Origin of the sequence: Spirosoma rhododendri (genome assembly GCF_012849055.1) — a bacterium.
Lineage (GTDB): Bacteria > Bacteroidota > Bacteroidia > Cytophagales > Spirosomataceae > Spirosoma > Spirosoma rhododendri.
This window is the reverse complement of the sequence record NZ_CP051677.1, coordinates 492,068-507,284: the sequence shown is the minus strand read 5'-3', so window position 1 is coordinate 507,284 and position 15,217 is coordinate 492,068. Positions and strand designations below refer to the sequence as shown.

8 protein-coding genes are annotated in these 15,217 nt (G+C 57.4%); 5 read left to right on the top strand and 3 right to left on the bottom strand.

All coding sequences use genetic code 11. The annotated features are described in order from the left end of the window. Positions 1 to 61: 61 nt before the first annotated feature. Positions 62 to 871 carry a TerC family protein gene (locus tag HH216_RS01935; RefSeq protein ID WP_169549258.1) on the bottom strand — a complete coding sequence of 270 codons (810 nt, stop codon included), beginning with the start codon at positions 869 to 871 and terminating at the stop codon, positions 62 to 64. 306 nt (positions 872 to 1,177) lie between these two features. Between HH216_RS01935 and HH216_RS01930 the strand changes: the two genes are divergently transcribed. Both HH216_RS01930 and tamL read left to right on the top strand, forming a co-directional pair. After that, complete coding sequence (locus tag HH216_RS01930) at positions 1,178 to 6,250, top strand: translocation/assembly module TamB domain-containing protein (RefSeq protein ID WP_169549257.1); 5,073 nt, start codon at positions 1,178 to 1,180, stop codon at positions 6,248 to 6,250. Positions 6,251 to 6,336: 86 nt separating this feature from the next. Continuing rightward, positions 6,337 to 8,733 carry a translocation and assembly module lipoprotein TamL gene (gene tamL / locus HH216_RS01925; RefSeq protein ID WP_254448645.1) on the top strand — a complete coding sequence of 799 codons (2,397 nt, stop codon included), beginning with the start codon at positions 6,337 to 6,339 and terminating at the stop codon, positions 8,731 to 8,733. 107 nt (positions 8,734 to 8,840) lie between these two features. Here the strand turns inward: tamL and HH216_RS01920 are convergent, their stop codons facing one another. Then, a complete protein-coding gene (locus HH216_RS01920) occupies positions 8,841 to 9,548 on the bottom strand; it encodes an arylesterase (RefSeq protein ID WP_169549256.1) in 708 nt (235 codons plus the stop codon). A 108-nt stretch (positions 9,549 to 9,656) separates the two neighbouring features. Between HH216_RS01920 and HH216_RS01915 the strand changes: the two genes are divergently transcribed. The 3 genes from HH216_RS01915 to HH216_RS01905 all read left to right on the top strand — a co-directional run bounded on the left by HH216_RS01915 (position 9,657) and on the right by HH216_RS01905 (position 14,243). Beyond that, entirely contained in the window at positions 9,657 to 10,325 is a 669-nt protein-coding gene (locus HH216_RS01915; RefSeq protein ID WP_169549255.1) for an ABC transporter ATP-binding protein, read from the top strand. Positions 10,326 to 10,410: 85 nt separating this feature from the next. Continuing rightward, complete coding sequence (locus tag HH216_RS01910) at positions 10,411 to 12,981, top strand: ABC transporter permease (RefSeq protein ID WP_254448643.1); 2,571 nt, start codon at positions 10,411 to 10,413, stop codon at positions 12,979 to 12,981. Between the two features lie 275 nt (positions 12,982 to 13,256). Continuing rightward, positions 13,257 to 14,243 (top strand): amidohydrolase family protein, encoded by a 987-nt coding sequence (locus HH216_RS01905; protein WP_169549254.1) that lies wholly within the window; start codon positions 13,257 to 13,259, stop codon positions 14,241 to 14,243. A gap of 160 nt (positions 14,244 to 14,403) precedes the next feature. On the opposite strand, the gene HH216_RS01900 is transcribed toward HH216_RS01905, so the two are convergent. Next, positions 14,404 to 15,042, bottom strand: coding sequence for a GDSL-type esterase/lipase family protein (locus HH216_RS01900; RefSeq protein WP_169549253.1), 639 nt, complete (start codon positions 15,040 to 15,042; stop codon positions 14,404 to 14,406). Positions 15,043 to 15,217 lie beyond the last annotated feature (175 nt).

The following is a 15,217-nucleotide window of genomic DNA, read 5'->3' as shown; positions in this document are numbered from 1 at the left end:
ACGGCTCGACAGCTGGAAGCTGCCGGAGACAACCATCAACCAGCTGGTGGCCCGGCACTAACTAGATTACCCCGTCCCGGCCCGGTTGCCCGTCGTAGGGGTGGAGGTGAACGGGTTTCTGAGCTTTACGGAGCCGGATGTTGAGAAATTCGACCAGCAGCGAGAACGCAATAGCGAAATACAGATATCCCTTCGGCACTTCGCCCACGTGCTGATTGAAAAAGGCAACGTCCGACAGGTGCGCGCCTTCGGCCACCAGCATGAACCCAATCATAATCAGAAACGCCAGACCCAACATCTGAATCGTGGGGTGCTCGTTGACGAATTTGCCCACCGGACCGGCGAAAAACATCATAATGCCAATGGACAGCACAACGGCAATCATCATGATCGATACGTTCTGCGTCAGGCCTATGGCCGTCAGGATGGAGTCAATGGAAAAGACGATGTTGGTGATGGCGATCTGCGTCACGACGCTTGAAACGGTAGCTTTGCCTTTGGTGGCGCTGGCCGTATCTTCCTCACCGCCTTCGAGTTTGTGGTGAATTTCGGAGGTCGCTTTGTAGAGCAGAAACAGACCCCCGCCGAACAGAATCAGGCTTTGTCCCGTCAGATCGGCTTTGAACCAGCCCGCGTCGATGTGCGTAAAGGGTTTGCTGAGTGAGATAACGACCGAGATTACCGTCAGCAGGGCGAGCCGGAACGCCATCGCCAGAATCAGCCCGATATTGCGCGCTTTCCCCTGATCCTGCGGGACCAGTTTATTGGCGGCAATGGAAATAAAAATGATATTGTCGATACCCAGTACGATTTCCAGAAACGTCAGTGTAAGCAGACTGATGATGGATTCGGCTGTAAAGAGGTCACTCATGGATAGCAGGACGAGGTGGTCCAGATGGTCGGCTGCAAAAGTACCGGCTGCGGGGCGGGTCTGCAACTAACCCTCACAAGAAAGGACTCCCAGCCGGACAAAAGGTTGTGCCGTGCGCCAGGCGGCCAGGTTTCGGCGACCGGGCAACAAAACAGCCGTTTGGAACGTATATCACTAATAGGGGTGTTGCCAGACCGGTAACATAATTCCCGCCAGACCGGTTATAACCAGAACCCATCGTAAGCGGCCGGTGCCTGCCCCCGGCTCATCAATCGACTTTTTACCAGCCGATTCACTACATACTGAATGTCTGCCCCAAAAATACTTGTTCGTGTACTGCTTGGTTTACTGGCCCTGATCCTGCTTGTGGCGGGGTTTGTCGTTTTGGTAGCTACCACCCCCTGGGGGCAGCAGTTCGTCACGAAACAGGTCAATTCCTACCTCGCCAGCCGTCTGCAATCGCCGTTCCGCATTGGCCGGGTCAGCTACGAAATTCCCGATTATATTCAGCTTTCCGATGTCCTGTTTATCACGCCAAAAGGCGATACACTGATTAATGGGGAGAAAATGCGGGTTGACCTCGATATGTGGGGCTTGCTGAATAATAAGCTGGCGATCAATCAGATCGATTTTGAGAAAGTCAATCTGAACATCAACCGCACCCTGCCCGATACGACGTTCAACTTCCAGTACATCATTAACGCCTTCGACACCGGCACGGCTCCCGAACCCGCCGATACGGTATCGACACCGATGGCGATCAACCTGACGGCTGTTACGCTGAAGGATGTCCGTATCCGCTACCACGACGATGTGGTCGGGGCCGACGTCAACGCCTATACCGACAGCCTGGGCGTTACGTTCGACGAAACCAATGTGTACAAGTCGATTTACCACCTGAAAGACGTAACAGCCAACGGCCTGAACGTGTATACGCGCCTGTACGAAGGGTTGCCTACACCACCCAGCGCCCCCTCTGCCCCCGACGATACGCTGGACATTGGGCTGGGTAAGTGGCATTTGAATCGCACGAAATGGAACGTCAACGTGGAAACGGCGGATTTCAAGACGACCGGCAACGTTGGGCGGCTGGCAATGGAGACGGATTATTTTTACCTGAACGGCGAAAAAATCGGTATCAAATCGCTCAATCTGCTCAACGGCGACATCACCGCCACGCTGACCAAACCGACTAAAAAAGCAACCCCCGCCGAACCTGAATCGACAACGACATCTACCACGCCGGGCTGGCAGGCGAAGCTGACGAACGTACGCTTTGCCAATAACCGAATCCGGTACAACGACGAAACGGCTCCCCGGCAGGCGCGTGGGCTGGACTATAGCCACCTCGACCTGCAAAATCTGGGTATCGACGGGCGGTTTCTGGTTTATCGCGATCTGGGCGCGAAGGGGCAGCTCGTCAGTGGGCAACTGCGGAATGGCCGGTTTCGGTCGAGTTCGGGCTTCTTCCTGCAAAAGCTGGAGGGCGATGTCCTGTATACCGACAAAACGACGTCCGTTACGCGGCTGTACGCCCAAACTCCGACCAGCCTGATCCGCGACCGGCTGGTGCTCAAATACGATTCGCTGGGGCAACTGTCCGACCCGCGCTTTGCCAAACGGGTAAGCGTCAACGTCAACCTGAAACAAAGCCGCCTGTCGGTGGCCGACGTTCTGCAACTGGCTCCGTTCCTGGCCGACACGCCACCGTTCAACAGTCCGGGCGGGGTGTTCCGCGCCAACGCCACGGCCACCGGTACGCTGGCGGCTCTGAACCTGCCCCGGCTCGAACTCGATATGCTGTCGGGAACGCGCATCGCAGCCAGTGGGCGGCTCACCAACGTTACTGACCCCGACCAGATTGGCGTCGATCTGACCATCCGCGAAGGCACGACCAATCTGGCCGACATCAACCGGCTGGCTCCGCCCGGCTCGATTCCGTCGTCGGTTGCCTTGCCGCCCACGCTGCGGCTAACGGGCAAAATCAAGGGTGCGTTGAACAACCTCGACCTCGACGCCAACCTCGCTACCGCTTGGGGTACTGCCGCGTTCGACGGGCAACTGGCGGGTTTTGTCGCCGGGAAGAACCAGAACTACAAAGGCACGCTCAACCTGACCGACTTCGACGCGGGTAAGTGGACCAAACAAACCGGCACGGTCGGCAAGGTCACGGGCCGGGCCACCGTCGACGGGCGCGGTATCGACGTCAATACGCTCAGCACGACCTTCGATCTGGCGATTCAGTCGGCCGATCTGAACGGTTACGTGTATAAAAACGTCGACGCAAAAGGCAGGCTAACCAATGGGCTGCTGAACGTGACGGGCGGTTTGAAAGACCCCAACGCCAACCTGAGTCTCGACATCAATACCAACCTGAAAGGCGAGTACCCCAGCGTGGCCGGTAAAGTGTCGATTGCCGAACTGAACCTGAAACCGCTCAAGCTCTACAGCGATCCACTGTCGCTCAAGGGCGACATCAACCTCGACATGACCTCGACCAACCCGGCGCGTCCCATCGGAACGGTATCGGCGAGTGATGCAGTGCTGAGCCTGAACGGGACGCGCTACCCCGTTGATTCGCTATATGCCCGGCTGACGGCGGAGGGTAACAGCAAGGGCGTACTGGCAGTGCTGCCCGGCGCGCGGCTTCGGCTCAACGGGCAGTTCGGCTACGATCAGTTGTACGACATTGTGGCGGGGGAAATTGGCCGGTACATTGCCGCGCCTGATCTGACGTACAAAAAAGTAACGACGCCCTACGATTTTACGGTAAACCTGAAAGCGTACCAGAATCCGCTGTTCCGCGCCTTCGTTCCTGCCCTGACCCGGCTCGACACCGTCCGGCTGAACGCCCGGCTCGACAGTCAGGGGGGCGGCATTGCCAACGACACCACGCTATCGGCCACGCTCCGAACGGGCGTCATCGTCTACGACACAACGACCATTAAACCCAGCGAATTTGCACTGCGCGGCAACGGGCAGCAGCTGGCCGTCGACGGAAACATTTCGGGCGTGGTGTACGACGGCATGAACATCGGCCCCACCAGCCTGACGGGTACGGCGCAGAATAACCGCTTTGCGTTCGGCGTGGTCAATAAAGATTCCGTCGATCAGGATCGCTACGGGCTGGCCGGCACGCTGAGTATCGTCGATAAAAATTACCGCTTTCAGTTTGCCCGCAACGGCCTGCTGACCAATTACGAAAAATGGACCGCCGATACCAGCGGCTTCGCGCAGTACGGTAAAGATGGTGTACTGGTCGACCGGCTGCGGCTGGAGGCCGACAATCAGTCGCTGGAAGTGAGTAGTACGGAACCGTATGGCAACGCCCCCCTGCGCGTGACGACACGAGCTATCGAGCTGGCTAATCTGGCGCGGCTGGCCGGGCAGGATACGACGCTGGCAAGCGGGCAGCTGAACGGTACCGTCGTCGTGCGCGATTACATGTCGAACGACAGTCAACTGGCGTTTATCGGGTCGGTGTACGTCGATAGTCTGCGGGTGATGCAGCAGCCCATCGGCAACCTGACGGCCCGGTTCAATAACAGTACCGACGGCAAAATAAACGTCAATACGGTGCTGAAAGGGCCGTACAACGACGCGACTGTAACGGGCTTCTATAATCCCGACGACGCGAAGCAGGCCCTGAATCTGGCCATCAACCTGACCCGGCTGGATGCCCGCACAATCGAAGCGTTCAGCTTCGGCGAACTGCGGCAGGCGAAAGGGCAACTGACGGGTAAACTCGATATTTCCGGCTCCACTAGCGATCCCCGGCTCAACGGCAACGTGGCCTTCGATTCCGTCGCGTTCAACATCAAGCAGTCGAACGCGACGTATTTCATCGATAAAGAAAGCATCGGCTTTTCAGGGCAGACGGTTACGCTTGACAACTTTACCCTGCGCGACACGCAGAACCGTACGCTTGACGTCGATGGGAATGTGGTACTAAAAAACCTGCCCGACGCGACCTACAACCTGCGCGTGCGGACAAGCGGTTTTCAGGTACTCAACGCGGCCCGTAAAGACAATGACTATGCCTATGGGCAGGCTGCGATCAGTGCCGATCTGCGCATTCGTGGTACCGGTACGAGTCCGGCGGTAGTCGGGAAGATACGACTGGAGGACGGCAGCAAGATATCAGTCGTGCTGCCCGACGAATCGATTGCGGCCGAGGAAATGAATGGTATCGTCACGTTCGTCAATCCGAAAGATTCGCTGGCCCTGACCAAGTACCTGTATGCATCCAAAAAGGACAGTACGCAGCGCAAACTTTCGTTCGACAATCTTAACAATGCCAATATTTCGCTCGATCTGGAAGTTGACGAAAAGTCGGAGCTGACGATTGTGGTCGATGAACTGAACGGCGATTACCTGCGGGCGAAGGGCAACGCACAGCTTAACGTGACCGTAACGCCGTCGGGTGATATTTCGGTGCTGGGCCGCTACGATATCACCGAGGGTGAATACTCGCTGACGTATCAGGTGCTGAAACGGCAGTTCGAAATTCAGAAGGGGGGCTATATCAGCTTTACCGGCGACCCGCTCAAGGCCGACCTTAACATCACGGCGATCTACAACGTGTCGACCCCGGCGGGTGATCTGGTTGGTAGCGAGTCGACCTCGCTGCCTACGACAGCCACCAAACGAAAACTGCCGTTTGAGGTGCTGCTGACGATCTCGAACAACCTGGCCGCACCCAAACTGGATTTCGACATTCAGCTGGAAGAAGGTCGGGGTAGTTCGGAGACAGAACTGGCTTCGGCTATTGAGGCCAAGCTGAAAACGCTGCGTCAGGATCAGACGCAGATTAACAAACAGGTGTTTGCCCTGCTGGTGCTGAACCGGTTCCTGCCCGAAAATACGTCGGACTTCTTCTCCGGCTCCGACAACGGTGGGTTGAATAATCAGGCCGAAGGCATTGCCCGGAGCAGCGTTAGTAAGTTGATTTCCGATCAATTGGGTCGGCTGGCGTCGAACGTGCTGAAAGGCTTCGACGTCGATTTCAACCTGCTCTCGCAGACGGGCAGCACCAACACGGGCGGTACCACCAACGGTGCCCGCACCGACCTGAACATCGGCCTGTCGAAGAGTTTCCTCGAAGGACGACTGACGGTAGCGGTTGGGCGGAATTTCCTGCTCGAAAACTCGGCTAACAGCGCGACCCGTAACCCCAACGAAGTCTTCGACAACGTATCGGTGAACTACAACGTCACCCGCGATGGTCGCTACGTGCTGCGCGGCTACCGGAGCAATGACTACCAGGCCATTCTCGACGGCTACATCATCGAAACGGGCGTCGGTTTCGTTATCACGATTGATTACAACACACTGGCCGACCTGCTCCGCCGTTCCACCGGTAAGCCTACGGCGAATTAATAAGTTTAAGGTTCAAGGTTTAATGGTTAACGTTTTCCGGCAGATAACCTTAAACGTTAAACCTTGAACGCCCACACTACCTGCTTATGCGGATATATCAATACCTGACTGCTTACGTAAATCGACTCGCCGACCGGCGCGGGGTGATGCGGTGGCTGTGCTTCGGCCTGCTGCTGTCGCTGTCGGCCTGTAACATCGGGCGTCACCTGCCCGCCGGGGAGAAGCTGTACGCCGGCACCGACATCAACATCGTCGCTGACTCGACCGTCACGAAAGACGAGCAGACGGTCCTGAAAACGAAGCTGGCCGAACTGGCGCGGCCCCGGCCCAATTCGCAACTGTTCGGCTTTCCGTACAAAGTGGCGCTGTATTACCTGTTTGGCGAGCCCAAAAAGGAGAACGGTTTTCGGGCGTGGTTCCGTAAGAAGTTTGGCTCCGAACCGGTGCTGGCGAGTGCGCGGGCGATCAACGCCAACGCAGCAGTATTTGCCGGTACGCTGAAGAACGAAGGTTACCTCGAACCGAGCGTTACTGGCGAACTGAAAGAAGACGGCTATAAAGCGCGGGGTGTGTATCAGGTCAACGTGCCGCAGCGGTTTCTGGTCGATTCGGTGGCGATTACCATTCGGCAGGAGAAAGACACGGTTCGCCGAGTGATGCAGGCGACGGCGGGCCGGACGGTCATCAAAAAAGGCGACCCCTGGCGGCTGGATGCTATCAAGATCGAACGCGAACGCATCGCGCAGGCGCTCAAGCAACGCGGCTTCTATTATTTCCAGCCCGACTATATCAAGGTGCTGTCGCTCAACGACACGGCCCGACACCGCGCCAACCTGTACTTTGCACTCGACCCGGCCATGCCCGAAGCCGCCGGGGTGCCCTACGCCATCCGTAACGTATACATCTACCCGAACTACGACCTGTCGACGGCCCGCTCCGATACCAACCTGCGGAAGTCGTACCAGACCGATCAGGATTTTATCGTGGTTGATTCAAGCAAGCAGTTTAACCCCAAGTTGTTCCGCGACATCGTGGCCGTGCGCCCCGGCCGGCGCTACAGTTCGCGGGCGCAGGACCTGACCTTGCAGCGGTTCATCAATATCGGTGCCTTCAAATTCGTTCGGAACCGCTTCGCCCCCGATGAGCAGGGCGACTCGGCCGTACTCGACGTACACTATTACCTGACGCCCTACCCGTCGAAGTCGATTAAGCTGGAGCTCGATGGTACGTCGCGCTCCAACAACTTCAACGGTACGCAGGTCATTGCGAGCTGGCGCAACCGTAACACGCTGGGCCGGGCCGAACTGCTGACGATCAACGCCAACGCAGGTATCGAATTTCAGGTTAACTCCGGCGAACAGAGTATAACCAACTACCGCTTTGGTACTGAAGCGACACTGACGTTTCCCCGACTGGTCAGCCCGGTCCGGTTCAATTACGATCAGCGGTCGACCCTGCCCCGCACCAACGCAACAATCGGCTACCAGCTTATCAAACGGGGCGGGTTGTACGATCTCAACTCGTCGCAGATAACCTTTGGCTATGCCTGGCGACGGAATCAGAAGATCGAGCATATCTTCCAGCCGTTCAACATCAACTACATCTCGGTGTCGAACGTCAGTCAGGCGGTTACCGACACGCTGATTAGTTCTGATGTGCCGAACATTATCAAGCGGCAGTTTAACAGTATTCTAATGAGCGATCAGTTGATTTTCAGCACACTCTACACGTTCAACTACAACTCGTCGCCCCGGTCAAATTCACCCAATACGTTTCTGCTGACGGCCAATGTCGAACCGGCGGGTAATCTGGCGAGTCTGATTTTTCGAAAGCCATTACCTAATGACCCGACCCGGCGTGGGCTGCTGGGCGTACCCTACGCGCAGTTTATCCGGGCCGATGTCAACGCCCGCTTCTACCGCAAGCTGACGCCGACGTTAACCTGGGCTAACCGGGTTTTTGCCGGTGCGGGCTTCACCTACGGTAATTCGCAGGGCTTTCAGATTCCGTTTACCAAACAATACTTTGTAGGTGGTATCAACAGCATCCGGGCGTTCCGGCCACGCGCGCTGGGGCCGGGTACCGTTCCCCGCGACACAATCACGAGTTTTCCACCGTTTCAGGATGGTGGGGGCGACATCAAGCTGGAAATTAATACTGAGTTCCGGCTTAAATTCAACAAGTACTTGGAGGGAGCCGCATTTGTCGATGCTGGCAATATCTGGACGTATACGAATACCGCACTCTACGGTGAGGGGTCGCAGTTTACGGCTGATTTTTACAAACAACTCGCCGTTGGTGCGGGACTGGGCGTCCGGCTTGATCTGTCGTATTTCCTGATCCGGCTCGACGTAGCGACGCCCTTACGGAAACCATACGACGTCGAGGGCAGCAACTGGGTTATCAAAGACTTCGACTTTGGCAGCAGTGCGTGGCGACGGCAAAACCTGATCTTCAACATCGGTATAGGTTACCCGTTCTGATTTTTTCTGGACAGGATAACAGGATTTTCCGTGGCGTCAGGTCGGGCCGGGCTGGCGTCCCAGACCTGACACCACTGATAGCTAGAATTACGAAAACCGAATTCTGTCTACAAAATCGGCTGAATCACTCGCCAGACAGTATTGGCGACGATACGATGACCCGCAACGGTGGGATGAATACCATCGGGCTGATTTAGTTTCTGAATACCGCCCACGTTTTCCAGTAAAAACGGAATCAGCACCAGCTTATTCTTATCGGCCAGTTGCCTGTACAGTTCGCGAAATTCCTTCGTGTAGACTGTACCCATATTGGGCGGAATCTGCATACCGGCCAGTACGATTTTGGCCTCCGGACTTTTGGCCCGTACCGTGTCGATGATCGCCTGTAAATTCTGGCGCGTGGCCGAGAGCGGCAGTCCCCGAAGCCCGTCGTTACCGCCCAGTTCGAGTACAAACACGTCGACCGGCTTACGCAGTACCCACCCGATCCGGCTTTTGCCACCGGCCGTTGTCTCGCCACTTAGCCCGGCATTGACGACCGTATAATCCAGCCCAACGGAATCGATTTTCTTGCCAACCAGCGCGGGAAATGCCTGATTGGGTTCAACGCCGTACCCGGCTGTCAGGCTATTACCATAAAACAGAATCGTCTTTTTCGTCGACGCTGCCGCTGGTTTGGTGTCAGCCGGTTTCGTCGCGGTAGTGCTCGTTTCGGTGGTCGATTCAGTTTTGGTATCGGACGAGCCGCAACCAGTGACCACTGACAGTAGCAGCCAGCCGCTCATCACGGAACCAGCCAATCGGGAGAACTTCATAGGGGGAATGGGGGTTGGTTTATTGGGTTTAAAGTTCAACGTCTAATGTCTAAGGTTGTAGTGACCTAACATTAAACGTTAAACATTGAACCTTAAACCAATTGTTCAATGAGCATACTTCGCGTTGAAGATCTGACCCGTACCTATTCGAGTGGCGGGCGCGATCTGATGGTGCTGCACGGGGTCAGTTTTACGCTGGAACCCGGCGATACATTCTCCATCGTCGGCCCGTCGGGGTCGGGCAAGACAACCCTGCTGGGCCTGTGCGCCGGTCTCGACCGGGCCACCTCGGGCAGCGTCTACCTGAACGACATCCGGCTCGATACGCTCAACGAAGATCAGCGGGCGGCTATTCGTAACCAGCACGTTGGCTTTATTTTTCAGAACTTTCAGCTACTGCCCACCCTGACGGCCCTCGAAAATGTGATGGTGCCGCTTGAGTTGCGGGGAGAAAAGGGGGCGAAGCAAACGGCGCAGTCGCTGCTGGAGCGGGTCGGGCTGGGGCAGCGGGGGCATCATTACCCCACGCAGTTGTCGGGCGGTGAACAGCAGCGCGTATCGCTGGCCCGCGCCTTCGCCAACCGCCCCAAAATCCTGTTTGCCGACGAACCTACCGGCAACCTCGACGCCGACACCAGTGCCACCGTCATCGACCTTTTGTTTGAACTCAACCGTGAAGCCGGAACGACGCTCGTACTCGTCACCCACGACCTCGACCTGGCCGCCAAAACCAACCGCATCATCCGCATCAAAGGCGGAACGATGGTCAATGGTTGAATGAATGAGTGATAGAATGATTGAATGGTGGTTAGCCGCTACAGCAAATTAGTCTATCATTCCATCATTCAATAACTCATTCATTATGAATCTCTCCTGGCTTTTCAACATGGCGTGGCGCGACAGTCGCCGGAGCCGGCAGCGGCTGCTGCTGTTTATGTCGGCGATTGTGCTGGGCATTGCCGCGCTGGTCGCTATCAATTCCTTTGGCGATAATCTGGCCCGGAGCATCGATGAACAGGCCCGCGAGCTACTCGGTGCCGACCTGACGCTGTCGTGGAACCGCACCCCGACCAAACGCACGCAGCAACTGCTCAAAACCATTGGGCAGAACCGTGCTTACGAAGTGTCGTTCCCGTCGCTGGTGTCGATTCCGCGCACGGGCGGGGTGCGGCTGGCGCAGGTGAAAGGGCTGGAAGGCGGCTTTCCGTACTATGGCGAGTGGGAAGTCGAGCCGCGTTCGGCTGTCGCGTCGTTTCGCCGGGCCGATCAACGGCTGGCCCTGGTCGACGATGCGCTGCTGGTGCAGCTTGGCGCGCAGGTTGGCGATTCGGTGCGGCTGGGGAACGTATCGTTTCTGATCGCCGGGCGCGTCGAGAAAACACCCGGTCAGGCCGCGATTGCGGCTACGGTGGCCCCGACGGTGTTTGTGCCGAATCAATATCTCAGCAAGACCGGCCTGCTGCAACGCGGAAGCCGGGTCAACTACAAATATTATTACCAGTTTGCGCCCGGTACCGACGTAGCGCGGACCATCCGGCCCATCGAGCGACGGCTGGAACGGGCGGGTATCAACGTCGATACCGTTGCCGACCGCAAAAAACAAACCGGCCGGGCGTTTGGTGATCTGACCAAATACCTGAGTCTGGTGGCATTTGTGGCCCTGCTGCTGGGGTGTGTGGGCGTGGCAAGCGCGGTGCAGTTGTACGTGAAAGAGAAAGTCGCGTCGGTGGCGATTCTGCGGACGCTGGGCGCGAGCGGCCGGCAGGCGATGCTGATTTATCTGCTGCAAACCGCCATCATGGGTCTGATCGGCGCGACGCTGGGGGCTGTGCTGGGGTCGGTGGTGCAACTGGCCCTGCCGCAGGTGTTCGGCCGGTTTCTGCCCATCGCCGTGCAAACGACACTGTCGGCCCCGGCGGTGTTGAGCGGTATCGGAACGGGGGTGCTGATCGCCGTTTTGTTTGCCCTGTTGCCGCTGCTGAGCATCCGCAAGGTGTCGCCCCTGCGGACCCTGCGGTCGGCTTACGAAGCTGATACCGCCGGGCGCGACCCGCTCCGCTGGCTGGCCTACGGGCTGATTTTAGCCTTTATCGTTGGCTTCGCTTATTGGCAGACGCGTAACCTGATGCTGGCGGGCTGGTTCACGGCCGGACTGGCACTGGCCTTCGGCGTGCTGACGGCCGTCGCGCTGGGGCTGATCTGGCTGGTACGGCGGCTGTTTCCCGCGTCGTGGAGTTACGTCTGGCGGCAAAGTCTGGCGAATCTGTACCGACCCAACAACCAGACCGTTATCCTCGTCACGGCGATTGGGCTGGGCGCATTTCTGATCGCGACGCTGTACCTGACGCAGGGGCTGCTGCTGAGCCGGGTCGAACTGTCGGGGAGTGGACAGCAGCCGAATATGGTGCTGTTCGACATTCAGAACGAGCAGATTGCGGGGGTGCGAAAAGCTGTGCAAACGCAGAAGCTGCCCATCTTGCAGGAAGTGCCCGTCGTGACGATGCGCCTGACCGGTATCAATGGCCGCAGCAGTGCCGCCGATACCGCCCGGACTGGCGAGTCCCGGACTATGGATCAGCCGCAGACCGCCCGCACTGATACGACCGCCCCGCCACCGTGGGCCTTTACGCGGGAGTACCGCGTTACCTACCGCGACTCGCTGATTTCGTCGGAAAAGGCGGCTGCCGGTAACGGACCGTATCAGGCCAATGGCAACGTGTACATTTCCGTCGAAAAAGACTTCCTGAGTCGGCTCCGGGCGAAGATTGGCGATACGCTCGATTTCAACGTACAGGGATTGCCCATTCAGACCATCATTGGCGGTACGCGCGAAGTCGACTGGAACCGGGTGCAGACCAATTTTCTGGTTGTGTTCCCAGCTGGTGTGCTTGAGCAGGCTCCACAGTTCAGGGTATTGATGACCCGCGTGCCCGACAACCAAACCTCGGCCCGGTTGCAGCGCGTGCTGGTTAGTCAGTTTCCAAACGTGTCGGCTATCGACCTCGGCCTGATCCTGAAAACGCTGGACGAGATTCTGGGTCAGATTTCGTTCGTCATTCGCTTTATGGCCCTGTTCAGCATCCTGACGGGCCTACTCGTACTGGGCAGTTCGGTGGTGCTGAGCAAATACCAGCGGCTGCGCGAAAGCGTGCTGCTGCGAACCCTCGGAGCCAGCCGGGCACAGATACTACAGATCACCGCGCTCGAATATGGCCTGCTGGGCTTGCTGGCGGCATTGTCGGGCATCCTGCTGTCGGTGGCGAGTACGTGGTCGCTGGCGCGGTTCGTATTCGAGGTGCCGTACCGCGCCAATCCCGTTCCGTTGCTCGTAGTTATGGCCGTTGTGACAGCGCTGACGGTGCTGATCGGCGTGTTCAACAGTCGCGAGGTGCTAAGCCGCTCCCCGCTGGAGGTGCTGCGGGGTGAAGGGTAAAATCTGGCGTTCGTAGCCGTAAGTTCAGGGTAAGCTAAGATAAGCTTTTAACGAGGGGTTGCTGCTCCTGTACTGAGCGACTAAGTTGTCCCCGACAGCTTCTAGCTGTCGGAGCCGTCAGGCTAAATGGCCGGAGTCCTGTTAGCCGCTGCCGCGGCTCCGACAGCAGGATGCTGCCGGGGACAAGATATCAACCGGCTCGCATTGCCTTGGGCGGCATAACCAAGTCGGCGTAATGCGTGTTTTCTGGATTATACACTGACCAGCCCCAACGCATGACCAGACTGATCGCCCTCGAAGAACATTTCCTTACCCCCGCCATTCGCGCTGCCTGGGCGGCATCCGACGTTGGGCAGGAGGGTACCGACCGGCTCGATCAGGGCATCATTGACGAACGCCTGAACGAAATCGGTGAACAGCGGCTGGCTTTAATGGACGAGAGCGGGGTCGACGTGCAGGTGCTGTCTGTGACGACACCCGCGCTGCATAACCTCGCCCCCGAAGAAAGTGTAACGCTGGCCCGGCAAACCAACGAACTGATCGCCGAAACCATCGCAAAATACCCGACCCGTTTTCAGGGGTTTGCCACACTGCCGATGCCGTCGCCCGAACGCGTCGGGCCTGAACTGGAACGCGCCGTGCGGCAATTGGGTCTGAACGGCGCGATGCTCTGCGGGCGTACCCGCGACAAAAACCTCGACCACCCCGACTTCTGGCCTCTGTTCGAGACGGCGGCAAGGCTGCGGGTGCCGCTCTACATCCACCCCCAGATTCCGCAACGCGCCGTGCGGGATGTGCTTTATTCGGGGTTCGGCAACCTGGTCGACACAGCTTTTGCCACCTTCGGACTGGGCTGGCACTACGAGGCCGGTATCCAGTTTCTGCGGCTGATTCTGGCCGGTGTGTTCGACAAATATCCTGACCTTCAGATTATTCTGGGCCATTGGGGCGAGGTAGTTCCGTTCTATCTGGAGCGAATGCAGGGGCTTGACCGCGTCGCGAACCTGCAACGGCCCGTCGCTGATTATTTCCGGCAGAACCTGTACGTAACGCCCAGTGGGATGTGGAGTCAGGACTATCTCCAGCGGTCAGTTCAGGTAGTCGGCCCCGACCGGATTCTGTTCTCGGTCGATTACCCGTACCAGTACAAGCCCGGCCGACCGGGTCGTCTGTTTCTGGAAAATACCGCCCTCACCGACGAGCAGAAGGCCAAGTTTGCGCACGGCAACTGGGAGCGGATCGTCGGGTCGATTGTCCGGTAAATAATGAGGTAAAAATGGTTCAACACAGAGTCACAGAGAACGCAGCGTTTTAATTTATTGACAGGCAATGAGTTACTATCAATTTATCGCTGCGTTCTCTATTGCTCTGTGACTCTGTGTTGAATCATTCTTGCTCTGGTAGATTAGCTGATTCCGTAACTCAGCGTAGATACGGCTTCACGACCGGCACCCACAGGGCGTAGCCGCTGGGGTTCATATGCAGGCTGTCGGGCCGGAAAATCGACCCTAGCAGGTGGCCGCTGGCGTCGTTCATGGCCGGGCGGATGTCGATAAAGCGGGCGTTCTTTTGCTTCGCCAGGTAGTTCTTTATTAGCGTGTTGGCTTCCTGCACTACCGGCCAGTATTTCCGGCGCGACGGGCTGAGTTTGATCGAAATAAAATCAATCGGCAGCTTAGGCCGGTGACTTCGCAGATAAGTAAACAGATCGACGAGTCGTTGGCAGGTTTCCTGCGCCGAATGGTCGTTGGCGATGTCGTTTTCGCCCGCGTAAATCACCACCTGCTTTGGGCTGTACGCCAGAATGACCCGGTCGGCGAAGTAACGCACGTCACTCAATTCGGAGCCGCCGAAACCCCGGTTCAGGACTGGCTTGCCGGGGAAATCCTGCACCAGCGACCCCCAGTTGACAATTGACGAACTGCCCGTAAACACGATCGGGTGGGCGGGGGGCGGTGTTTGCTTGTCGGTGGCGGCAAAGGCAGCAATATTGGCGTCGAATTTATTCTGCGCCAGCGATAGCCGGGCTATAAATAACAGGGTAAGCAGCAGGTAACGCATGGGCGATTAGGTAACTAACTTATATGGACGTAAGCCCCACGGGCTTATAAACTACCGAAGGTACAGGCGGGTTTGCCTTGTGCGTGTTTTGCTCACCCCAGCATTTGACGGTTTGACCACTTTTGTGCGGGTGTCGACGCGGGTTCGTTTAGTTTTGTCGTTTATCCCATTCAGG